Below are 23360 nucleotides of genomic sequence, written 5' to 3'. Positions count from 1 at the left end.
ACCGGGTTTCTGGTCAGATTCCCGGCCGGTCCGGTATTTAGCGATTAACGTGGCTCCCCAAACGGGGAGCCGTTTAGTTGGTGGCCGGGTATTCCTGGACGGCGATATGGAGCGTGATTTTCTTATCATCACGCATGATGACCACCGGAATTTCCGATCCCGGGCGGATCTCGGCCACCTGATCCATCGTCTCCAGTGCCGAGACGGCGGGTTTGTCATTCACGGAGATGATTACGTCGTTGGCGCGGATCCCGGCTTGCGCCGCTGGACCGTCCGGGGCGACATCGTTAACGACGATCCCCTGAATCTGATCGATCCCTCCGCCCTGCGCGTGCAGCGGGGCGATCTCCCGGCCGCTAATGCCGATATAGCCGCGGATCACCCGGCCATCGCGGATCAGTTTATCCATAATTTTGGTCGCTAACTGGAACGGGATCGCAAAGCCAATGCCTTCCGGCGTTTCGCCGTCATTGCTCTTGTCAAAGGAGAGGGTGTTAATCCCCATCAGCTCGCCGAGAGAGTTCACCAGCGCCCCGCCGGAGTTACCGTGGTTGATCGAGGCGTCAGTCTGCAGGAAGTTCTGGCGGCCGGTCGGATTGAGGCCAATGCGCCCTGTGGCGCTGATAATCCCCTGGGTGATGGTCTGCCCCAGGTTATAAGGGTTGCCAATCGCCAGCACCACGTCGCCGATGTGCGGCGTGCGTTTCGGATTGATCGGGATCACCGGCAGCCCGCCGGTAGCATTGATCTTGAGCACGGCGAGATCGGTGAGGGAATCGGATCCTACCAGCAGCGCTTCGAAGACGCGGCCGTCCTGCAGGGCGACGATAATCTGATCGGCATCGTTGATAACATGCTTGTTGGTCAGGATATAGCCGCGCTGATCCATAATCACCCCTGAGCCAAGCGTCAGCTGATTATGGCTGGTGCTGTTCAGGGCGCGGTTATAGACGTTCACCACGGCGGGCGCCGCGCGGCGCACCGCGGCGTTATAGCTCGCCGGGGAGTCGTCTGCCGTATCGTTCTGGGTAGTCGGCGCCAACTGCCACTGGCGCAGCGAGGGCATCAGGGCCAGCAGCAGACCCCCGACAAGCAAACCGATGAGTACTGAACGTAATAACTTTCCAGGCATGATGCAGATATCGTTAATGAATGGTCAGGCGCAGCATAGCATGAGTTGTCCGGACATCGCACATGGCGGCGATGCCCGGAGAGACAATCAGCGCAGCAGCAGATAGATGCTTTCGTTGCCGCGGATCACGTTCAGGGCGATGACCGGCGGTTTGCCTTCGAGCGCTTTGCGCAGTTCGGCAATCGAGTGAATACGCTGCCGGTTAAGGCCAATGATAATGTCATCTTTATGTAGGCCGACCTGGGCGGCGGCGCTGCCTTTATCCACATTATCGATCACCACTCCTTTGGTGCCATCTTTCATCTGGCCGTCGCTGAACGAGGCCCCCTGCAGCGCCGGGATAATCAGTTCCGCGCTGGCGGTTGAGGAGGTGCTCTTATCCAGGGTCACTTCGACATCGACCGGCTTTCCGTCGCGCAGCAGGCCCAGTTTGACCTTGGTACCCGGCTCGGTGGTGGCGATCCGCGAACGCAGTTCGGCGAAACTGTTCAGCGGTTTGCCGTTCAGACTCACGATGACGTCCCCGGATTTAATCCCCGCTTTGGCGGAGCCGGAGTTTGGCAGGACTTCACTGACGAAGGCGCCGCGCTGAACGTTGAGATTCATCGCTTTGGCGATGTCGGCGCTCATTTCCATGCCTTTAATGCCCAACAGGCCGCGCTTGATTTCGCCAAACTGAATAAGCTGGTCGGCGAGGGTTTTCGCCATATTGCTTGGAATGGCAAAGCCGATGCCGATGCTGCCGCCGCCCGGCGCGAGGATCGCGGTGTTGATCCCGATAAGCTCGCCGTTGAGGTTCAGCAGCGCGCCGCCGGAATTGCCGCGGTTAATCGAGGCGTCGGTCTGAATGAAATTCTCCAGCCCTTCAAGGTTCAAGCCGCTGCGGCCAAGGGCAGAGATAATGCCGGATGTGGCGGTCTGGCCAAGGCCGAACGGGTTGCCGACGGCGACGGCGAAGTCGCCGACGCGAAGTTTATCAGAGTCAGCAATGGCGATTTGCGTCAGGTGGTCTGGCTTAATCAGCTGCAGCAGAGCGATATCGCTCTGTTCATCGCTCCCGACCAGTTTGGCATCGAACTCACGGCCATCGTTCAGCTGGACGCTGATCTTCTGCGCCTGATTGATGACGTGGTTATTGGTCAGCACATAGCCTTTCGCCGCGTCGATGATAACGCCGGAGCCGAGCCCTTCAAACGGCTGCGCCTGCTCCTGCGGGGCGTTATCGCCAAAATATTTTTTCAGCTCTTCCGGCATATTGAGCGTCGGCGAGGCAGTGCCTTCCACCTGTACGCTAACCACCGCCGGCAGAACCTTTTCCAGCATCGGCGCCAGGCTTGGTAACGCGCCCTGGCCGGGCACCTGAGTCGGTAAGGATGCCGCTGCCGGAGGCAGGACCGACAACGATAACCCAATGCTTAACGCTAACGCACTCAACAGCAAAGTCTGTTTCTTCATTAGATGCTGGCTCTCGTAACCTGAGGTGTATGGAAAAATGTCCTGAATAACCTGATGTTATTGAATTTTTGCACAGGTAACAACGTGGGGACTGGTTTAAATTGTAGCCGGGAAGTGGGGGAAGGAGCGGGCGCGACGGGCGCGCCCGGAGAATATTTTAATCGCAGCGAGGCTTAATCGCGTTTTGCGCCTCCGCGCAGTAAACCGGATGCGCCCTCGGAGTAGTCGCGCGGCATCTGGACCGGCGCCTGATCGTTGCTGGCTTCAGACTCTTCCAGACGGTTGCGGAACGGGTTGGCGTCTGCCATCGAGTCCGGCAGCAGGTTGTTAGAGCTTTTCGCCATATGCTGATATAGCTGACGATAGTCGTGCGCCATGTTATCCAGCAGTTCGGCGCTACGCGCAAAGTGGCTCACCAGCTCTTCACGGTACTCTTCAAGCTCGGCTTTATTCTTTTCCAGTTCGTACTGCAGCGCCTGCTGTTGGCGCAGTTTGCGGTTGCCGAAACGCATGGCGACGGCACCAATGATGATACCGACGACTAACCCAATTAGCGCGTATTCCCAGGTCATGAACATCTCCCGTTGTATTGTGGTTCCGTAGGGTGGCTCTTAGGCTCTCCGCCTGCGCCCGATAGTGCCACTATAACCGCTAATTCCACAGAAGTGGAATCCTGGCGTATCATCGCGTAGTGTAGAACGGCCTTTTTTTCGTCAATCGTGAGCTTCGGCATTACGGTTTTCAAGGAATAACAATTAGATCATGCAAAGCCTGTCTCCAACATCGCGTTACCTTTTAGCCCTGAAAGAGGGCAGCCATCAACCCGACGACGTCCAGCAAGAAGCGGTGAGCCGCCTTGATACCATTTACCAGGAACTGCAGACGCAGCCCGCGCCGGTCGCGTCAGGCGGCGGTTTGCGCGCGAAATTCGGCAAACTGCTGGGTAAGCGCGAGCCGGCTGCCGGGACGGCACCTGTCCGCGGCCTGTATATGTGGGGCGGCGTGGGGCGAGGCAAAACCTGGCTGATGGACCTGTTTTACCAGAGCCTGCCGGGCGAGCGTAAACAGCGCCTGCATTTCCATCGTTTCATGCTGCGCGTACACGAAGAGCTGACCACCCTGCAGGGACATAGCGACCCGCTGGAGATCGTCGCCGACCGCTTTAAAGCGGAAACCGACGTGCTCTGTTTCGACGAGTTTTTTGTCTCCGATATTACCGACGCCATGCTGTTGGGCGGGCTGATGAAAGCCCTGTTCGCCCGCGGCATCACCCTGGTGGCGACCTCCAATATTCCGCCGGATGAACTCTATCGCAATGGCCTGCAGCGGGCCCGTTTTCTGCCGGCGATCGACGCCATCAAGCAGCATTGCGATATTATGAACGTCGATGCCGGCATCGATTATCGACTGCGTACCCTGACGCAGGCGCACCTGTGGCTGTCGCCGCTGAATAACGACACCCGCGAACAGATGGATAAATTGTGGCTCGCGCTGGCGGGCGCGCCGCGCGCTGCCGGGCCGACGCTGGAGATTAACCATCGCGAGCTGCCTACCCTCGGCGTAGAAAACCAGACGCTGGCGGCGTCATTCGCCACGCTATGCGTGGATGCGCGCAGCCAGCATGACTATATCGCGCTCTCCCGACTGTTCCATACGGTGATGCTGTTCGACGTGCCGGTGATGACCGCGCAGCTGGAGAGCGAGGCCCGCCGCTTTATCGCTCTGGTGGATGAGTTCTACGAGCGCCATGTAAAGCTGGTGGTCAGCGCGGCAGTGCCGCTGTACGACATTTACCAGGGCGAGCGGCTGAAGTTTGAGTTCCAGCGCTGTCTCTCGCGTCTGCAGGAGATGCAGAGCGAAGAGTACCTCAAACGTCCGCATATGCCCTGACAGGGGACTTTTTCAGGCGGATTCAGGGCCGCAAGGCCGCCCCGGGCGCGGCCTGAAAAATCTCATAAAGGGGTCGATCTTTGACCCCGACTTCTCTATAATCTTGCGACCCCACGTTACGAGAAGGTTTTTTTCCCGAAACTTTCTATGCGCCGGCATAGGCTATTCGAAGGGGTAGGTTTGCTGGACAATGTCGTGTGAACCTCAACTGACTAAACGTTTGGGTGTTCACCAACGTGTAACTTATTATTTGGGTAAGCTTTTAATGAAAACTTTTACAGCTAAACCAGAAACCGTAAAACGCGACTGGTATGTTGTTGACGCGACCGGTAAAACTCTGGGCCGTCTGGCTACTGAACTGGCTCGTCGCCTGCGCGGTAAGCACAAAGCGGAATACACTCCGCACGTTGATACCGGTGATTACATCATCGTTCTGAACGCAGAAAAAGTTGCTGTTACCGGCAACAAGCGCGAAGACAAAATGTACTACCACCACACCGGCCACATCGGTGGTATCAAAGAAGCGACCTTTGAAGAGATGATTGCCCGCCGTCCTGAGCGTGTGATTGAAATCGCGGTTAAAGGCATGCTGCCAAAAGGCCCGCTGGGTCGTGCTATGTACCGTAAACTGAAAGTTTACGCGGGTAACGAGCACAACCACGCGGCACAGCAACCGCAAGTTCTTGACATCTAATCGGGATTATAGGCAATGGCTGAAAATCAATACTACGGCACTGGTCGCCGCAAAAGTTCCGCAGCTCGCGTTTTCATCAAACCGGGCAACGGTAAAATCGTTATCAACCAGCGTTCTCTGGAACAGTACTTCGGTCGTGAAACTGCCCGCATGGTAGTTCGTCAGCCGCTGGAACTGGTCGACATGGTTGAGAAACTGGATCTGTACATCACTGTTAAAGGTGGTGGTATCTCTGGTCAGGCTGGTGCGATCCGTCACGGTATCACCCGCGCTCTGATGGAGTACGACGAGTCCCTGCGTTCCGAACTGCGTAAAGCTGGCTTCGTTACTCGTGACGCTCGTCAGGTTGAACGTAAGAAAGTCGGTCTGCGTAAAGCACGTCGTCGTCCGCAGTTCTCCAAACGTTAATTGTTTTCTGCTCACGCAGAACAATTTGCGAAAAAACCCGCTTCGGCGGGTTTTTTTATGGATAAAACGGCTGTTATCCACAAGCATAGCGCCGGTTCTCGCCACTTTTTCAGCATTTCCAGAATCCCCTCACCACAACGTCTTCAAAATCTGGTAAACTATCATCCAATTTTCTGCCCAAATGCTGGTGATTGTTCATTTTTTGTTTTATTCGTGAACGAAGGTGACATCGCGCTAATGGGGTTTTTACATCTGGCTGGTCATGAGTGGCCGGCAGCAGTACAAAATTCTGAATATACCTGGAGGTTTTCATGGCTGTCGCTGCCAACAAACGTTCGGTAATGACGCTGTTTTCTGGTCCTACTGACATCTATAGCCATCAGGTCCGCATTGTGCTGGCCGAGAAGGGTGTCAGTTTTGAGATAGAGCACGTGGAGAAGGATAACCCGCCTCAGGATCTGATTGACCTCAACCCGAATCAAAGCGTACCGACGCTGGTGGATCGTGAGCTCACTCTGTGGGAATCCCGCATCATTATGGAGTATCTGGATGAGCGTTTCCCGCACCCGCCGTTAATGCCGGTTTATCCGGTGGCGCGTGGTGAAAGCCGCCTGTATATGCAACGTATCGAGAAGGACTGGTATTCGCTGATGAACACCATTCAGAGCGGTACTGCAGCGCAAGCTGATGCTGCGCGTAAGCAGCTGCGTGAAGAACTGCTGGCCATCGCGCCGGTCTTCACCCAGAAACCTTACTTCCTGAGCGATGAGTTCAGCCTGGTGGACTGCTACCTGGCGCCGCTGCTGTGGCGTCTGCCGGTTCTTGGTGTGGAGCTGGTTGGCGCTGGCGCGAAAGAGCTCAAAGGCTATATGACTCGCGTATTTGAGCGTGATTCCTTCCTCGCTTCTTTAACTGAAGCCGAGCGTGAAATGCGCCTCGGTCGGGGCTAAATAATGGATGTATCACAGCTGACGCCGCGTCGCCCGTATCTGTTACGGGCGTTTTATGACTGGCTGCTGGATAACCAGCTGACGCCGCACCTGGTGGTGGATGTGACGCTGCCGGGCGTGCTCGTGCCGATGGAGTACGCGCGCGATGGGCAAATCGTTCTCAATATTGCCCCGCGTGCGGTAGGCAATCTCGAGCTGGCGAACGACGAAGTGCGCTTCAACGCGCGCTTTGGCGGGGTACCACGCAACGTGTCTGTCCCGCTGGCTGCGGTACTCGCCATCTACGCCCGTGAGAACGGCGCTGGTACGATGTTCGAACCGGAAGCGGCCTATGACGAAGACGTCAGCAGCCTCAACGATGATGACGTCGCGCCGGAGAGTGAAAGCGAAACGGTGATGTCGGTGATCGATGGCGATAAGCCGGATAATCACGACGACGATCCTGACGACACGCCGCCGCCGCGCGGTGGTCGCCCGGCGCTGCGCGTGGTGAAGTGAATCCCTTCTCTGACAGGCCCTGCGGGGCCTGTTTTTTTGTCTGTCCGCTTTGTTAACTCTGCCACAAACGAGGCGTCCCATGGCTGGTATCGTCATCGCCACAGGTAGTTTTTAGGGAGCAGACATGTCTTTACTCGCACAACTGGACCAGCGTATCCGTCATCATGGCGGATTAATAGTCTCCTGCCAGCCGGTGCCGGGCAGTCCGCTGGATAATCCCGCTATCGTCGCGGCAATGGCGCTGGCGGCTGAGCAGGCGGGAGCGGTAGCGCTGCGCATCGAAGGCCTGGCCAACCTGCAGGCCGTTCGTCCGTTAGTGACAGTGCCCGTTATTGGGTTGATCAAACGCGATTTGCCCGATAGCCCGGTGCGTATTACGCCATGGCTGGAAGATATCGACGCGCTGGCGCAGGGCGGAGCGGATATTATTGCTATTGACGGCACCCAGCGTCAGCGTCCGGCGTCAGTGTCGGCGCTATTAGCAGAAATTCATCAGCTGGGAAAAGTGGCGATGGCCGATTGCTCATCTCTCGACGATGCTCTCGAGTGCTGGCAGTTGGGGGCTGAGATTGTCGGGACGACTCTCTCCGGCTATACCGCAGAGGAGACGCCGGATGAGCCGGATCTGGCGCTGGTGCAATGCCTGAGCGTGGCGGGCTGCAGAGTGATTGCCGAAGGGCGCTATAACACGCCTGCCCAGGCGGCGGAGGCGATGCGTTGCGGCGCGTGGGCGGTGACCGTCGGCTCGGCGATTACCCGCCTGGAGCATATCTGCGGCTGGTATAATACGGCGCTGAAAGCGGCGGTTTGCCCGGCGAATGAGCAATAAAAAAGCCCGATGACGTTAACCATCGGGCTTTTATGCGTGAGGCTCCGGACCTAATCAGACTTCAAGGTAGTTGAGGATCCCGTCCGCCGCTTTACGGCCTTCGGCAATCGCGGTGACCACCAGATCGGAACCGCGAACGATATCGCCACCGGCGAAGATTTTCGGGTTGCTGGTCTGGAAGGCGTTTTCGCTGCCTTCCGGGGCGATAATACGGCCCTGGGAGTCCAGCTCGACGCTGTGCTTCGCCAGCCACTCCATGCTGTGCGGACGGAAGCCAAACGCCATGACTACGGCGTCAGCCGGCACCACGTGCTCAGAGCCGGGGACGATCTCCGCGCGGCGGCGGCCCTTCGCATCCGGCTGGCCCATTTCGGTGCGCGCCATCTTCACGCCGCAAACCTTACCGTTGGCATTCACTTCCACGCCCAGCGGCTGGACGTTAAACTGGAACTCAACGCCTTCTTCGCGCGCGTTTTTCACTTCGCGTTTTGAGCCGGGCATGTTCTCTTCGTCACGGCGATAGGCGCAGATCACGTGCGCCGCATTCTGACGGACGGAGGTGCGTACGCAGTCCATCGCGGTGTCGCCACCGCCGAGCACCACCACGCGTTTGCCTTCCATGCTGACATAGGGCTCATCGGCGGTTTCACCAAAGCCCATGATCTGCTTAGTGTTAGCGATAAGGAACGGCAGCGCGTCGTAAACACCCGGGGCGTCTTCGTTGTCCAGTCCACCGCGCATCGACTGATAGGTCCCGACGCCGAGGAACACCGCATCGTACTCCTTCAGCAGGTCGTCGAGCTGCACGTCGCGGCCCACTTCGGTATTGAGTTTGAACTCAATGCCCATGCCGGTGAAGATCTCCCGGCGGCGGGTCATCACCTCTTTTTCCAGCTTGAACGCTGGGATACCGAAGGTCAGCAGGCCGCCGATTTCCGGATGGCGGTCAAATACCACCGCCTTGACGCCGTTACGGGTCAGCACGTCGGCGCAGGCGAGGCCCGCCGGGCCAGCGCCGATGATCGCGACGGTTTTACCGGTCGGCTTCACGTCGGAGAGATCCGGACGCCAGCCCATCTCGAATGCCTTATCGTTGATATAGCGTTCGATGTTGCCGATGGTCACCGCGCCGAACTCATCGTTCAGCGTACAGGAGCCTTCACACAGGCGGTCCTGCGGGCAGACGCGCCCGCAGACTTCCGGCAGAGTGTTGGTTTGATGCGACAGCTCGGCCGCTTCAAAAATACGCCCCTCGTTGGCCAGCTTCAGCCAGTTCGGGATGTAGTTATGCACCGGGCACTTCCATTCGCAGTACGGGTTGCCACAGGAGAGGCAGCGATCCGCCTGCGCCTTGGCCTGGCCTTCTGAAAACGGCTCGTAAATTTCCACAAACTCAATTTTACGGATCTTCAGCGGTTTCTTTGGCGGATCAACGCGCTGCAGGTCGATAAATTGATAAACGTTCTGACTCATCTTAACCCCTTACTGCGCCTGCACCCGCAGCTCAGCTGCGGAACGACTACGGTGACCCAACAGTGCTTTAACATCGCTGGACTTTGGTTTAACCAGCGCAAACTTCGCGGAGAAGGCCGGCCAGTTGGCGAGGATCTCTTCGCCGCGTTGCGAACCGGTAAGCTGTACGTGCTCGGTGATTAAACCGCGCAGGTGCTCTTCATGGATGGCCAGAGAATCAACGTCCAGCACTTCCACCAGCTCCGGGTTCACGCGTTTGCGGAAGTCGCCATCTTCATCCAGGACATAGGCAAAGCCGCCGGTCATCCCTGCGCCAAAGTTGACGCCGGTTTTTCCGAGCACGCAGACGATGCCGCCGGTCATATATTCGCAGCCGTTGTCGCCGATGCCTTCCACCACGGTGATGGCGCCGGAGTTACGCACGGCGAAACGCTCGCCCGCGCGGCCTGCGGCGTACAGACGACCACCGGTCGCGCCGTACAGGCAGGTGTTGCCGATAATACTGGCTTCATGGCTGCGGAACGCAGAGCCCACCGGCGGACGAATGGCCAGCAGACCGCCCGCCATGCCTTTCCCGACGTAGTCGTTGGCGTCGCCAGTCAGATGCAGTTCCACGCCGCCGGCGTTCCACACGCCGAAGCTCTGGCCCGCGGTGCCGCTAAAGTGAGCGACGATCGGGTCGCCCGCCAGTCCCTGGTCGCCATGGGTCTGGGCGATATACCCGGACAGCGAGGCCCCCACGGAGCGGTCGGTGTTACGGATATCAAACCAGAACGTCTTGCTCTGCTTTTCATCCACGTACGGTTTCGCCTGCTGCAGCAGCTGGGCGTTGAGCACGCCGTTATCGAACGGTGGGTTGTTCTCGGTGCAGTACAGCGCTTTGCCCGGATGCGGCTCTGCGGTCTCCAGCAGTTTACCCAGATCCAGTTTCTGCTGCTTGGCGGTGAACCCATCCAGCTCTTTGAGCAGATCGGTGCGGCCAATCAGATCCACCAGACGCTTGACGCCCAGCTGGGCCATCAGCTCGCGGGTCTCACGGGCGATAAATTCAAAGTAGTTGGTCACTTTGAACGGCAGACCGTGATAGTGATTCTTACGCAGTTTGTCATCCTGGGTCGCCACGCCGGTAGCGCAGTTGTTCAGGTGGCAAATACGCAGGTATTTACAGCCCAGCGCGACCATCGGGCCGGTACCGAAACCGAAGCTCTCCGCGCCGAGGATCGCCGCTTTGATGATATCGAGACCGGTTTTCAGGCCGCCATCCACCTGCAGACGGATCTTATGACGTAGACCGTTAGCGACCAGCGCCTGCTGGGTTTCCACCAGGCCGAGCTCCCACGGACAGCCGGCATATTTCACCGAAGAGAGCGGGCTCGCCCCGGTGCCGCCGTCGTAGCCGGCGATGGTGATCAGGTCGGCATAGGCTTTGGCCACGCCGGTGGCGATGGTGCCAACGCCCGGCTCAGAAACCAGTTTGACCGAAATCATCGCTTTCGGATTGACCTGCTTGAGGTCGAAAATCAGCTGCGCCAGATCCTCGATAGAGTAGATATCGTGGTGCGGCGGCGGGGAAATCAGCGTGACGCCCGGTACCGAATAGCGCAGTTTGGCGATGTACGGGGTGACTTTATCACCCGGCAGCTGGCCACCTTCACCCGGTTTCGCCCCCTGGGCGACTTTGATCTGGATGACGTCGGCATTGACCAGGTAGGCTGGCGTGACGCCGAAGCGGCCGGACGCGACCTGCTTGATGCGCGACACTTTATTAGTGCCGTAGCGCGCCGGGTCTTCACCGCCTTCACCGGAGTTGGAGAAGCCGCCGATGCTGTTCATCGCTTCCGCCAGCGACTCGTGCGCTTCCGGGCTCAGGGCGCCGATCGACATCGCCGCGGTATCGAAGCGTTTAAACAGCTCCTTCGCCGGCTCTACTTCGTCGATGCTGATGGCGTCTTCGCCTGGGTTGAGCGCCAGCAGGTCGCGCAGCGTGGCCGCTGGACGTTCGTTAACCAGTTTCGCGTATTGTTGATAATCGCTGTATTCGCCGCTCTGCACGGCCTGCTGCAGGGTGCGCACCACGTCCGGGTTGTAGGCATGATATTCGCCGCCGTGCACATATTTCAGCAAACCGCCCTGGGCCAGTGGCTTACGCGCCAGCCAGGCGCGTTTCGACAGATTCAGCAGATCCTGCTGGAAGTCGTCGAAGCTGGCGCCGCCGATGCGGCTGACCACGCCCTGGAAGCAGAGCTCGGAGACATCGCGATGCAGACCGACCGCTTCGAACAGCTTCGAGCAGCGGTAGGAGGCGATGGTCGAGATCCCCATCTTGGACATGATCTTATACAGACCTTTATTGATACCGTTGCGATAGTTCAGCATCACCGCACGGTACGGTTTATCGATGGCTTTGCTGTCGACCAGCTTCGCCAGCGTTTCGTAGGCGAGGTATGGATAGATAGCCGTCGCCCCAAAGCCGAGCAGCACGGCGAAGTGGTGCGGATCGCGGGCGCTGGCGGTTTCAACGATGATGTTGGCATCGCAGCGCAGGCTTTTATCGACCAGACGGGTCTGGATCGCGCCAACGGCCATCGGCGCCGGTACCGGCAGACGGTCTTTGGCGATGTTGCGGTCAGAGAGCACCAGCAGCACGGTGCCGTCGCGCACCATTTGCTCCGCTTTATCGCACAGCGCTTTCACCGTCTCGCTGAGGGAGGCCTCTGCCGGGTTGAACGTGATATCGAGGACGTCGGCGCGATAGTGCTCTTCTTCCATCGTCGTCAGCTGTTTAAAATCGGAGTACAGCAGGATCGGCGATTTGAAGCTCAGACGATGCGCCTGGCCTTCCGCTTCGCAGAAGACGTTCATTTCGCGACCGATGCTGGTAGCCAGCGACATGACGTGCGCTTCGCGCAGCGGGTCGATCGGCGGGTTAGTCACCTGGGCGAACTGCTGACGGAAGTAATCGTAGATAATGCGCGGCTGGCTGGAGAGCACGGCGAAAGGCGTGTCATCGCCCATCGAACCGACTGCTTCCTGGCCATTTTCGCCGAGCACGCGCAGGACGGAGTCCAGCTCTTCCGCGCTGTAGTTAAACTGTTTCTGGTAGCTGGCGAGCGTGTCGTCATCCAGCTGGCGGCTGCCAACCTCTTCGTCCGGCAGATCTTCGAACGGCACCAGGCGACGAACGTTTTTCTCCATCCACTCTTTATACGGATGGCGGCTCTTCAGATCGTCATCGGTTTCCGCTGAGTGCAGAATGCGTCCGGCACGGGTATCGATAACCATCAGCTCGCCCGGGCCCACGCGGCCTTTCTCGACCACTTCGTCAGGCTGGTAATCCCAGATGCCGACTTCGGAGGCGCAGGTGATGAGCTTATCTTTGGTAATGACGTAGCGCGCCGGGCGCAGACCGTTACGGTCGAGGTTACAGGCCGCGTAGCGGCCATCTGACATGACGATGCCCGCCGGGCCGTCCCACGGCTCCATATGCATGGAGTTAAAGTCGAAGAACGAACGCAGCTCCGGATCCATATCCGGGTTGTTCTGCCAGGCTGGCGGCACCAGCAGACGCATGGCGCGCACGATGTCCATCCCGCCGGCCAGCAGCAGCTCCAGCATGTTGTCCATAGAACTGGAGTCGGAGCCGGTTTCGTTAACGAACGGCGCGGCGTCGTGCAGGTCAGGGATCAGCGGGGTCTGGAACTTATAGGTACGGGCGCGGGCCCACTGGCGGTTGCCGGTAATGGTGTTAATTTCACCGTTGTGCGCCAGGTAGCGGAACGGCTGCGCCAACGGCCAGCGTGGTACGGTGTTGGTGGAGAAGCGCTGGTGGAACAGGCAGATAGCCGACTCCAGGCGCAGGTCCGCGAGGTCCAGGTAGAAGCGCGGCAAATCCGCCGGCATACACAGACCTTTATAGATGTTGACCAGATTGGACAAGCTACAAACGTAGAAATCCTTGTCTTCCTGCAGGCGTTTTTCAATGCGACGACGCGCAATAAACAGACGGCGCTCCATATCGCGCGGGCGCCAGCCAGCCGGGGCGTTGACAAAGATTTGCTCAATACGGGGCAGCGAGGAGAGGGCGATTTCACCGAGCACGCCTTCGTTGGTCGGCACATCGCGCCAGCCGACAATCGACAGGGTCTCAAGCTGAAGTTCTTCTTCAACGATGCGGCGCGCCGCTTTAGCCAGCTCAGGATCTTTATTCAGGAACAGCATCCCAACGGCGTAGTTTTTGGCTAAACGCCAGCCGCGCTCTTCGGCAACGATGCGGAAGAAACGATCGGGTTTTTGCAGCAGCAGACCGCAACCGTCGCCGGTTTTACCATCGGCAAGGATTGCGCCACGGTGCTGCATGCGGGCCAGTGCGTGTATTGCGGTTCGCACTACCTTGTGGCTAGGTTCGCCTTCTATGTGGGCGATCAGGCCGAAACCACAGTTATCCCTCTCAAGGGATTTGTCGTACAACATATCAGTGAACCTCCCCAGGCTCTACGGACACCCTCCGATACCGATTGCGCACAGGCACAGAAAGAGCATGGCGACGGGGTTTACACCTCGCATTCGCCCTCTTTAAATCCTTTTCGCATCGGTACACAAGTTTGAGGACTTGCTGTTAAGAGGGAATCTCAATTACTGCATAAATATGATGAGCAGAGTGCTCATCCAGAAAGCTTCCAGCGGATTCCCAACTTATCGGGAATCCACACTTACGTCAAATGGCAATCTTATTAATACAAAAATGTGCTATACACAAGTTAACTAATTGTTATTAAAGAAAATAATGGCAATTTTTATGCTTTGAATACGCCTGCTGGTGGTGCGGCTAGTGTGATCTGTCTCACTGTGCACGCGGCTTTGCATTACCAATATGCGCTGAAATATATTTCATTATTAGCATATTTGACTGCAATATTTTTAAATACTGGACATTAATACCGTTTTTTACCAGAAAGCAGATTAGGGCAATGCGAAGATAAAATATAAGGAAAACTCATCACCTGGTGGTTGAATGAAATTGCAGTAATCTTGATTGTTTATGCAATAGGGTTGGTCGCCGCGCTGACGATTGATCCAGGTCATCGCCGTCGGTGACGAAAAGTGGCAGGCTTGGCCCCCTTTGTTGAGGGCGGTCTATCAGATTATGCAGTTACAGAAATTAGTCAATATGTTTGGTGGGGATCTTATGCGTCGCTATGGCGAAAAGGTCCATAAGCTAACGCTGCACGGCGGTTTTAGCTGCCCAAACCGCGACGGCACGCTGGGCCGCGGCGGTTGCACTTTCTGTAACGTGGCATCGTTTGCCGATGAGGCGCAGCAGCATCGCTCTATCGCCGAACAGCTCGCTCATCAGGCGCAGCTCGTCAACCGGGCGAAGCGCTATCTGGCCTATTTTCAGGCCTACACCAGCACCTTCGCTGAAGTGCAGGTGCTCCGTTCAATGTATCGTCAGGCCGTCAGTGCCGCAAATATCGTTGGCCTGTGCGTCGGCACCCGCCCGGACTGCGTTCCGCAGGCGGTCCTTGACCTGCTGAGTGAATACCATCAGCAAGGGTATGAGGTATGGCTGGAGCTGGGGCTGCAAACTGCTCATGATAAGACCCTGCATCGCATTAACCGTGGACACGATTTCGCCTGTTATCAGCGTACCGCGCGCCTGGCGCGAGAGCGGGGGCTGAAAGTCTGTGCGCATCTGATCGTCGGTCTGCCCGGAGAGAGCCAGGGGCATTGTCTGCAGACGCTGGAGCAGGTAGTGGCGACCGGCGTGGATGGGATCAAATTGCATCCACTGCATATTGTGAAAGGCAGCATTATGGCCAAAGCGTGGCAGGCCGGGCGTCTCGATGGCATTGAGCTGGAGGCGTATACCGTCACCGCTGGAGAGATGATCCGCCATACGCCGCCGGAGGTGATCTACCACCGTATTTCCGCCAGCGCCCGTCGGCCCACGCTGTTGGCGCCGCTGTGGTGTGAAAATCGCTGGGCCGGCATGGTTGAACTGGATCGTTATCTGAATCAGCAGGGCGCTCAGGGCTCGGCGCTGGGCCGTAGCTGGGTTGCTCCCCAGGCTGAGTGAGAAGTACGAGCGTGATGTCCGGAACAATGCCGGACATCGCGCTCCAGCCATTTATGCCTGGCTGGCTTTCATCGTCACACGCGGAGTTTTGATCACGAACAGCACCAGCAGGGCGCCAAGCGCGGCGATAGTGCCGGCGAGAACGAAAGCGCTGTCAAATTTACCAGTAGACTGCACGATATAGCCGGTAACAATCGGCCCCACGATGCCGGAGACGCTGCCGATAAGATGGATAAAGCCGCTGGCGCCGCCGACGCGGGATTTATGCACCACGTCCTGGATAATCGCCCAGTAGATCGCCCCGGTTACATAGAGGAAAAAGATGGAGACCGACATCAGCAGAACGGCAGGCACGACGCTGCTGACGGTACCCGCCAGTCCCACGCAGATAGCGGCCATCAGCAGGCATACCACCAGCACAATTTTGCGCGACAGCAGCAGGCGCCCGGTGAGTTTAAAAATTTTATCGGAAATATAGCCCCCAAGCGCCAGACCGACAAAGCCGACTATCCATGGGATCATAGTGGTAAGGCTCATCTGTTTAATATCCAGATGGTGCTGTTGTACCAGATAGGACGGGAACCAGCTGAGAAAGAAAAACAGAATATAGTTGTAGCAGAAGAAGGCAAAGGCCGTTACCAGAATAATTGGCTGTTTCAAATAATAACCCAGCGAGTGAGCTGTTTGATTTTCTATTGTTTCCAGCGCGACTTCTTCTTCTTTCATTTTATTAATCAGCTTAAGTTCTTCCTGGCTGACTTTTTTGTGCTTTTCGGGCGAATTAGCGGCAATGAAAAACCACGCTATCATCCATACAATACNGATAGCGAAAATAATCATAAAAGCCGGGCGCCAGCCGAATGCCAGGGCCAGGTAACCGACGATGGGGCCGGCGACCGCGCCGCCCAGCGGAGAGCCTGCGCTGAGAAAGCCGACGGCGGTAGCCGCTTGCTTTTTAGGAAACCAGCCGTTGATCATCTTGTTCGCCGATGCGCAGATCGGGCCTTCCGCCATCCCGAAAAGCACCCGCAGCACCAGCATGGAATAAAAGCCGGTGGCTACCGCGGTTAAGCCGCAAAACAGCGACCACAGACCGACCGCCAGGCCCATTACCAGCGTTGCGCCAAACTTATCCACGGCCAAACCGCCAATAAAATTAAATACCGCGTAGCCGAAGAAAAAGCTGCCGAAAATAATGCCGAATTGTTCAGCGTTAAGTGCAAGGTCCTTTTCAATCATCGGGACCGTAATGGATAATGCCACCCGGTCCAGATAATTTATCATATATACTAAAAATAATAACAGGACGATAATCCAGCGGATATTTTTTCCCATGATAACACCATGCTCATTATATTATTTATATCAGGCGCGGCGGATACGCAGATATCCGTCGGCCGTTATTCTATACGATGCCGGTTTAACCCAGCTGCAGCAGCACTTTGCAGCAGGTCTTACGGTCGTTAGCAAAAATCTCCATGGCCTCTTTCACCTGCTCCAGCGGCATACAATGGGTGATTAACGCCTCCGGACGAATAAGGCCTTTCTCCATCCAGTCGATGACCAGCGGAAAACGCCCGCTGTTCAGCCGGGAGGAGAAAATAGAAATTTCTTTACTGGTGATGCTTTGCTGAGTGAGGGTTGAGGCCTCGCCGGAGAAACCGAGTATACCGATGCGGGCGGCGGGGGANGCGAGGAGAATGGCTTCCTGCAGGATCGCCGGGTGGCAGGCGGCATCAATGACCAGCGTGGGGGCAAGCTGCCGCTGCGCCAGCTGTTCCGCGAGCGGCTGGTCAGTGTTATCGAGCGTCAGATCGGCGCCGTTTTCCCGGGCCATCTGCAGACGTTCGGCAATGCGATCCACGACGATCACCTGCTTAACGCCATATACCCCCTTTAGCGCCTGAATGATTGTCAGCCCCATCGGGCCAGCGCCGTAAACTAGGGCAATATCTTGCGCCGTGGGCTGCAGCTGGGCGGTAATATTTGCCGCGATGGTAAAAGGCTCAACCATCGTTGCCTGACGGTCGCTGATAGCCTCGGGGATGCGCCAGGCATTTTTCGCCGGCACGCAGGCATAGTCGCTAAATCCCCCGTCGCGGTGAACTCCTATGACCTGGAGCTGCGTACAGACATTCGGCCTTCCTACCGAGCAAGGATAACAATGGCCGCAGCTGACAACGGGGTCCACCGCGACACGCTCGCCGATGCGTGCCGGAGATACCTGCTCGCCGACGGCGTCGATGATGCCATAGAATTCATGGCCGATGACGCGGGGATATTTCGCGAAAGGGTTGTGGCCGTGATAGATGTGTACATCGGAACCACAGATCCCGGCAAAAGCAATTTTCACCCGTACTTCATGGGCGCCCGGAACTGGAACCGGACGTGATTCAATGTTCAGTTGGCCTGGCTCTTTGACGACGACGCTTCTCATTTTGATTCCTTCCATTGTCTTTTTTCTGAACAAATTACGCTACTTTTATTACCATACAAGTATGCAAAAGATCATAATCAGGCCTGGATCACATTTGAGAAAGCTCGGCAGAAAAAGCCATGGCATGATTAATCTATTGAAATAAATTGAAAAAAATTATGAATGCACCGACGCATTCACCGCTGGCGAGCCGGTCGGCAGGAATGTGATCGCTATCACGACAGCCAACGCTCATTCATCTATGATTGCTGGTATGGTAGTAGGGTAAATTAAACTAAGTTGAGCAGGTGAAGACAATGCAGATGACAATGCGCTGGTTTGGACCAGAGGAAGACAAGATTTCATTAGAACATATTCGCCAGGTGCCTGGCGTTGAGGGGGTGGTCGGCGCGCTCTACGACGTCGCGGTGGGCGAAGTATGGCCGGTGGATAAAATTGAGCGTCTGGTCGATCAGGCCCATGCCGCAGGCCTGAAAATGGAGGTGATCGAGAGCGTCAACATCCATGACGACATCAAAATCGGCCTACCTACCCGTGACCGCTATATTGCCAACTACCAGCAGACCATCCGCAACCTTGCCCGCTTTGGCGTTAAAGTCATCTGCTATAACTTCATGCCGGTTTTCGACTGGATGAAGACGGATATGAACTACGTCCTGCCGGATGGCTCGCTGACGATGGCGTTTGAGAAGAAAGATATCGATAAGCGGCTGGAAGACGTGGTGAAGGAGGTGCTTGAGAATTCAAACGGCTTCGCCTTGCCGGGCTGGGAGCCGGAACGGCTGGCGGAGGTGCAGACCCTGTTTGCCAAATATAGCGCGGTGGATGATCAGAAACTGCGGGAGAACCTGGTTTATTTTCTGCAGGCGGTGATCCCGGTTTGCGAAGAGGTTGGGGTGAAAATGGCGATCCACCCGGACGACCCGCCGTACTCCATTTTTGGCCTGCCGCGGGTGGTCAAAAACCGCGACGATCTGGACTGGATCTGCCGGGCCGTCGATTCACCCGCCAACGGCATTACGCTCTGCACCGGCTCGATTGCCGAAGATCCTGATAATGACGTGTACGCCATCCTGGCCGAATTTACGCGGCGTAAGCGAATTCATTTTGCCCACGTCCGCAATATAAAGCTGATACAGGATAAAGACTTTTACGAGTGCGCCCATCCGTCAGAATACGGCTCCCTCGATATGTACAAAGTGATGCAAGCGCTGTATGACAACGGATTCGACGGCTATATTCGCCCGGATCATGGTCGCTTTATCTGGGGAGAGACCGGACGGCCGGGCTATGGCCTGTTCGACCGCGCCCTCGGCGTAACCTACCTGAAAGGACTCTGGGAGGCGTTAAGCAAGCGTTAATCCCTCTTCTGATCCCCCTCTTTTGCGGCTGGTTCGCCTCAGCGGCCGGCCGCCGTATCGACTCCTGCCCGCATTTTTTGCACAACTTACAGCGCATTGCTCAGAATTGAGTATTATTGTGCGGAGTTGTCGTGAAGGAATCCCCTATGAAGCAAATTCGTATGCTGGCGCAGTATTATGTCGACCTGATGATGAAGCTGGGTCTGGTCCGCTTTTCGATGCTGTTGGCTCTTGCGCTGGTGGTGCTGGCCATCGTGGTACAGATGGCGGTTACCATGGTGCTGCATGGCCAGGTTGAAAGTATCGACGTTATCCGCTCTATCTTCTTTGGCCTGCTGATCACGCCTTGGGCGGTCTACTTTCTCTCGGTGGTGGTGGAGCAGCTCGAAGAGTCCCGGCAGCGTCTTTCGCGGCTGGTGGACAAGCTGGAGGAGATGCGTGAGCGCGATCTAAAGCTGAACGTCCAACTGAAAGATAACATCGCGCAGTTGAATCAGGAGATTGGCGAACGTGAAAAAGCGGAAGCCGAGCGCGAAACCACCCTCGAGCAGTTGAAGATTGAGATGAAAGAGCGTGAAGAGACGCAGATCCAGCTCGAACAGCAATCCTCCTTTCTGCGCTCTTTCCTTGATGCTTCCCCGGACCTGGTCTTCTATCGCAATGAGGATAAGGAGTTTTCAGGCTGTAACCGGGCGATGGAGCTGCTGACCGGCAAAAGCGAGAAACAGCTGATCCACCTCAAACCGCAGGACGTCTATAGCGAAGAGGCGGCGGAAAAGGTACTGGAGACCGACGAGAAGGTGTTCCGCCATAATGTATCGCTGACCTATGAGCAGTGGCTGGACTATCCCGATGGCCGCAAAGCGTGCTTTGAAATCCGCAAGGTCCCCTACTACGATCGCGTTGGTAAGCGTCGCGGCCTGATGGGCTTCGGCCGCGATATCACCGAACGTAAACGCTATCAGGACGCTCTTGAGCGCGCCAGCCGGGATAAAACCACCTTTATTTCCACCATCAGTCATGAGCTGCGTACCCCGCTAAACGGGATCGTCGGGCTGAGCCGAATTTTGCTGGATACCGAACTGACCAGCGAACAGGAAAAATACCTGAAAACTATCCATGTCTCGGCGGTGACGCTGGGGAATATCTTCAATGATATTATCGACATGGACAAAATGGAGCGCCGCAAGGTGCAGCTCGATAACCAGCCGGTGGACTTCACCAGCTTCCTTGCCGACCTTGAAAACCTATCCGGCTTGCAGGCACAGCAAAAGGGGCTGCGCTTTGTGCTGGAGCCGAGCCTGCCGCTGCCGCATAAGGTAATCACGGATGGGACCCGCCTGCGGCAGATCCTGTGGAATCTTATCAGTAACGCCGTGAAGTTTACCCCGCAGGGCGGAGGGGTGAACGTCCGCGTGCGCTATGACGAAGGCGATATCCTGAATTTCGAAGTGGAAGACTCCGGAATTGGTATTCCTGAAGCGGAACAGGACAAAATTTTCGCCATGTATTACCAGGTCAAAGACAGCCACGGCGGCAAACCGGCCACCGGAACCGGGATTGGTCTCGCCGTCTCGCGTCGCCTGGCGCGTAATATGGGCGGTGATATCAGCGTTACCAGCCAGCCGGGTAAAGGGGCGACCTTTACGCTTACCGTCCATGCGCCTGCCATTGCGGAAGAAGTGGAAGATACGCTGGCGGAAGACGACATGCCATTACCGGCGCTCAACGTGCTGCTGGTTGAGGACATTGAGCTCAACGTTATTGTGGCCCGTTCAGTGCTGGAAAAACTGGGTAACAGCGTTGATGTGGCGATGACCGGGAAAGCCGCGCTGGAGATGTTTGAGCCAGGCGAATATGACCTTGTGCTGTTGGATATTCAGTTACCGGACATGACCGGACTGGATATTTCCCGGGAACTGAAACAGCGCTTTGCCGCTGACGAGCTACCGCCGCTGGTCGCCCTCACCGCCAACGTGCTGAAGAATAAGAAAGAGTATCTCGACGCCGGGATGGACGATGTATTGAGTAAGCCGCTATCGGTGCCAGCGCTAACGGCCATGATCAAGAAATTCTGGGATGCACCGGATGAGGAAGCGCAGGAAGCGCCGGCGGCCGATCTGCATAAAGCCGACGCGGTGCTGGATACCGATATGCTGGAGCAATATATCGAGCTGGTGGGACCGAAGCTTATCAACGATGGCCTCGCGGTGTTTGAGAAGATGATGCCGGGCTACATGTCCGTTCTGGAGTCTAATCTGACCGCCCGCGACCAAAAAGGGATTGTCGAAGAGGGGCATAAGATCAAAGGGGCGGCCGGTTCTATCGGACTGCGCCACATCCAGCAGCTGGGCCAGCAGATCCAGACTCCGGATCTGCCTGCCTGGTCTGATAATGTCGCTGAATGGGTTGAAGAGATGAAATCCGAGTGGCAAAACGATGTAGCGGTACTGAAGGCGTGGGTGGCGAAAGCCAGCAAAAAATGACCCCGGACAGACCGGGGTGCGCGAATACTGCGCCAACACCAGGGAACTGGTGGTTGAGCCAGTGTTGTTTGAGTGATGTTGTTACGTGGCGCAACCGAAGAAGTGGATTGCTCGCTCATTAAGATAGCAAAGCTTAACTAATTTGTTACATGAATCAGTAAAATATGTGAAGCATAGCGAGTTAATCGACATTTTTGACTGGTTTCAGCGAGTTGCATGGAGGAGCGAAAGCGATGAAAAAAATTGGTGTGGTACTGGGCGGCTGCGGCGTGTACGACGGCAGTGAAATCCATGAGGCGGTGATTACCCTGCTGGCGATCGCGCGCAACGGCGCGCAGGCAGTGTGCTTTGCGCCCGATAAACCGCAGCGCGATGTCATCAACCATCTAACCGGGGAGGCGATGCCAGAGCAGCGCAATGTGCTGGTGGAAGCAGCGCGTATCGCCCGCGGCGACATCCTGCCGCTGGCGCAGGCGCGTGCGGAGACGCTGGACGCGCTGATCGTCCCTGGCGGCTTCGGCGCGGCGAAAAATCTAAGCAGCTTCGCCGCCGAGGGCAGCGAATGCCAGGTGGATCCCGATCTGCGGGCCCTGGCGCTGGCGATGCATCAGGCCGGCAAGCCGCTGGGCTTTATGTGCATTGCCCNGGCGATGCTGCCGAAGATCTTTGCGTTTCCGCTGCGGATGACCATTGGGACCGATCTTGATACCGCCGATGTGGTGGAAGAGATGGGGGCAGAGCACGTGCCTTGCCCGGTCGACGACATCGTGGTGGATGAAGACAACAAAGTGGTCACCACTCCGGCGTATATGCTGGCGGAGGACATTGCGCAAGCCGCCACCGGAATTGAGAAGCTGGTGGCCCGCGTGCTGGCGCTGAGCGCATGAGGCTCCGCGTTGCGCCCCTTGCGCTATTAAAACGTCTGGCATTGCGTCTGCTGCTGATCGCCGCCGTTTTCTGGGGCGGGGGGATCGCGCTGTTTAGCGTGCTGCCGGTGCCGTTTTCGGCGGTGATGCTTGAGCGGCAGGTGAGCGCCTGGCTGTCCGGCGATTTCCATTATCTGGCGCATTCCGACTGGGTTGCCATGGATAAGATCTCCCCATGGATGGGGCTGGCGGTGATTGCCGCCGAAGATCAGAAGTTCCCGGAACACTGGGGGTTCGACGTGTCGGCGATTGAGAAAGCGCTGGCGCACAATGAACGTCACGAGACCCGCATCCGCGGCGCGTCAACGCTGTCGCAGCAGACGGCGAAAAACCTGTTTTTATGGGATGGCCGCAGCTGGCTGCGTAAGGGGCTGGAAGCCGGGCTGACTGTCGGGATCGAAACCGTGTGGAGTAAAAAGCGGATCCTGACCGTCTACCTGAATATTGCCGAGTTCGGCGATGGGATATTTGGTGTGGAAGCGGCCGCCCAGCGCTATTTTCATAAACCCGCCAGTCAGCTGACGCCGGGGGAAGCGGCTCTGCTGGCCGCGGTGCTGCCGAACCCGATCCGCTATCGCGCTGACGCGCCGTCAGGCTATGTGCGCAGTCGTCAGGCCTGGATCTTACGCCAGATGCGACAGCTGGGCGGGGAAGGGTTCATGCGCGAGCATAAGCTCTATTAGCGGGTTACTCCGGCGCCGGGGCTGGTACAATCGCCAGTCGTCCGCCGCCGGGAAGCGTCACG

The 23360-nt window shown here is 57.0% G+C and carries 18 protein-coding genes; 11 read left to right on the top strand and 7 right to left on the bottom strand.

All coding sequences use genetic code 11. The features are described from left to right. Positions 1-73: 73 nt before the first annotated feature. From degS to zapG, 3 genes are all read right to left on the bottom strand, one after another. On the bottom strand, positions 74-1132 hold the full coding sequence (degS, locus tag VZP09_RS18200) for an outer membrane-stress sensor serine endopeptidase DegS (RefSeq protein ID WP_002918568.1): 1059 nt from the start codon (positions 1130-1132) through the stop codon (positions 74-76). Positions 1133-1219: 87 nt separating this feature from the next. Beyond that, on the bottom strand, positions 1220-2587 hold the full coding sequence (gene degQ / locus VZP09_RS18195; protein ID WP_004174125.1) for a serine endoprotease DegQ: 1368 nt from the start codon (positions 2585-2587) through the stop codon (positions 1220-1222). A 173-nt stretch (positions 2588-2760) separates the two neighbouring features. After that, positions 2761-3159, bottom strand: a complete 399-nt coding sequence (zapG, locus tag VZP09_RS18190; protein WP_002918565.1) for a Z-ring associated protein ZapG — start codon at positions 3157-3159, stop codon at positions 2761-2763. 190 nt (positions 3160-3349) lie between these two features. Between zapG and zapE the strand changes: the two genes are divergently transcribed. The 6 genes from zapE to VZP09_RS18160 all read left to right on the top strand — a co-directional run bounded on the left by zapE (position 3350) and on the right by VZP09_RS18160 (position 7856). Next, entirely contained in the window at positions 3350-4477 is a 1128-nt protein-coding gene (gene zapE, locus VZP09_RS18185) for a cell division protein ZapE (protein WP_004144945.1), read from the top strand. A 265-nt stretch (positions 4478-4742) separates the two neighbouring features. Beyond that, positions 4743-5171 (top strand): 50S ribosomal protein L13, encoded by a 429-nt coding sequence (gene rplM / locus VZP09_RS18180; RefSeq protein ID WP_002918559.1) that lies wholly within the window; start codon positions 4743-4745, stop codon positions 5169-5171. A gap of 15 nt (positions 5172-5186) precedes the next feature. Next, positions 5187-5579 (top strand): 30S ribosomal protein S9, encoded by a 393-nt coding sequence (rpsI, locus tag VZP09_RS18175; protein WP_000829818.1) that lies wholly within the window; start codon positions 5187-5189, stop codon positions 5577-5579. A gap of 311 nt (positions 5580-5890) precedes the next feature. Next, positions 5891-6529, top strand: a complete 639-nt coding sequence (gene sspA / locus VZP09_RS18170) for a stringent starvation protein SspA (RefSeq protein ID WP_002918467.1) — start codon at positions 5891-5893, stop codon at positions 6527-6529. Between the two features lie 3 nt (positions 6530-6532). Then, a complete protein-coding gene (gene sspB / locus VZP09_RS18165; RefSeq protein ID WP_002918465.1) occupies positions 6533-7027 on the top strand; it encodes a ClpXP protease specificity-enhancing factor in 495 nt (164 codons plus the stop codon). Between the two features lie 124 nt (positions 7028-7151). After that, positions 7152-7856 carry an N-acetylmannosamine-6-phosphate 2-epimerase gene (locus tag VZP09_RS18160; RefSeq protein ID WP_004188425.1) on the top strand — a complete coding sequence of 235 codons (705 nt, stop codon included), beginning with the start codon at positions 7152-7154 and terminating at the stop codon, positions 7854-7856. Positions 7857-7910: 54 nt separating this feature from the next. Here VZP09_RS18160 and VZP09_RS18155 read toward each other — a convergent pair whose 3' ends face one another. Then, on the bottom strand, positions 7911-9329 hold the full coding sequence (locus tag VZP09_RS18155) for a glutamate synthase small subunit (RefSeq protein WP_002918461.1): 1419 nt from the start codon (positions 9327-9329) through the stop codon (positions 7911-7913). Between the two features lie 9 nt (positions 9330-9338). Then, complete coding sequence (gltB, locus tag VZP09_RS18150; protein ID WP_002918458.1) at positions 9339-13799, bottom strand: glutamate synthase large subunit; 4461 nt, start codon at positions 13797-13799, stop codon at positions 9339-9341. 673 nt (positions 13800-14472) lie between these two features. Here gltB and VZP09_RS18145 point away from each other — a divergent pair. Beyond that, positions 14473-15405 (top strand): TIGR01212 family radical SAM protein, encoded by a 933-nt coding sequence (locus VZP09_RS18145; protein WP_032439012.1) that lies wholly within the window; start codon positions 14473-14475, stop codon positions 15403-15405. Between the two features lie 51 nt (positions 15406-15456). Here VZP09_RS18145 and VZP09_RS18140 read toward each other — a convergent pair whose 3' ends face one another. Together VZP09_RS18140 and VZP09_RS18135 are read right to left on the bottom strand one after the other, a co-directional pair. Next, positions 15457-16740 carry an MFS transporter gene (locus VZP09_RS18140; protein WP_328795324.1) on the bottom strand — a complete coding sequence of 428 codons (1284 nt, stop codon included), beginning with the start codon at positions 16738-16740 and terminating at the stop codon, positions 15457-15459. A gap of 85 nt (positions 16741-16825) precedes the next feature. Continuing rightward, on the bottom strand, positions 16826-17842 hold the full coding sequence (locus VZP09_RS18135) for a Zn-dependent oxidoreductase (RefSeq protein ID WP_002918451.1): 1017 nt from the start codon (positions 17840-17842) through the stop codon (positions 16826-16828). 296 nt (positions 17843-18138) lie between these two features. On the opposite strand from VZP09_RS18135, the gene uxuA reads away from it, so the two are divergent. From uxuA to mtgA, 4 genes are all read left to right on the top strand, one after another. Next, positions 18139-19203 (top strand): mannonate dehydratase, encoded by a 1065-nt coding sequence (gene uxuA / locus VZP09_RS18130; RefSeq protein ID WP_048978429.1) that lies wholly within the window; start codon positions 18139-18141, stop codon positions 19201-19203. 146 nt (positions 19204-19349) lie between these two features. Continuing rightward, a complete protein-coding gene (arcB, locus tag VZP09_RS18125) occupies positions 19350-21689 on the top strand; it encodes an aerobic respiration two-component sensor histidine kinase ArcB (RefSeq protein WP_328795323.1) in 2340 nt (779 codons plus the stop codon). Positions 21690-21922: 233 nt separating this feature from the next. Next, on the top strand, positions 21923-22576 hold the full coding sequence (gene elbB, locus VZP09_RS18120; RefSeq protein WP_328795322.1) for an isoprenoid biosynthesis glyoxalase ElbB: 654 nt from the start codon (positions 21923-21925) through the stop codon (positions 22574-22576). Next, on the top strand, positions 22573-23298 hold the full coding sequence (gene mtgA / locus VZP09_RS18115; RefSeq protein WP_004174135.1) for a monofunctional biosynthetic peptidoglycan transglycosylase: 726 nt from the start codon (positions 22573-22575) through the stop codon (positions 23296-23298). The genes elbB and mtgA overlap by 4 nt, the downstream gene beginning before the upstream one ends. Positions 23299-23360 lie beyond the last annotated feature (62 nt).

Origin of the sequence: Klebsiella sp. EMBS2024, from assembly GCF_036233805.1 — a bacterium.
Taxonomy (GTDB): domain Bacteria; phylum Pseudomonadota; class Gammaproteobacteria; order Enterobacterales; family Enterobacteriaceae; genus Klebsiella; species Klebsiella pneumoniae.
Note: the sequence above shows the minus strand (reverse complement) of the source record. Positions and strands in the feature narration are given on the sequence as shown.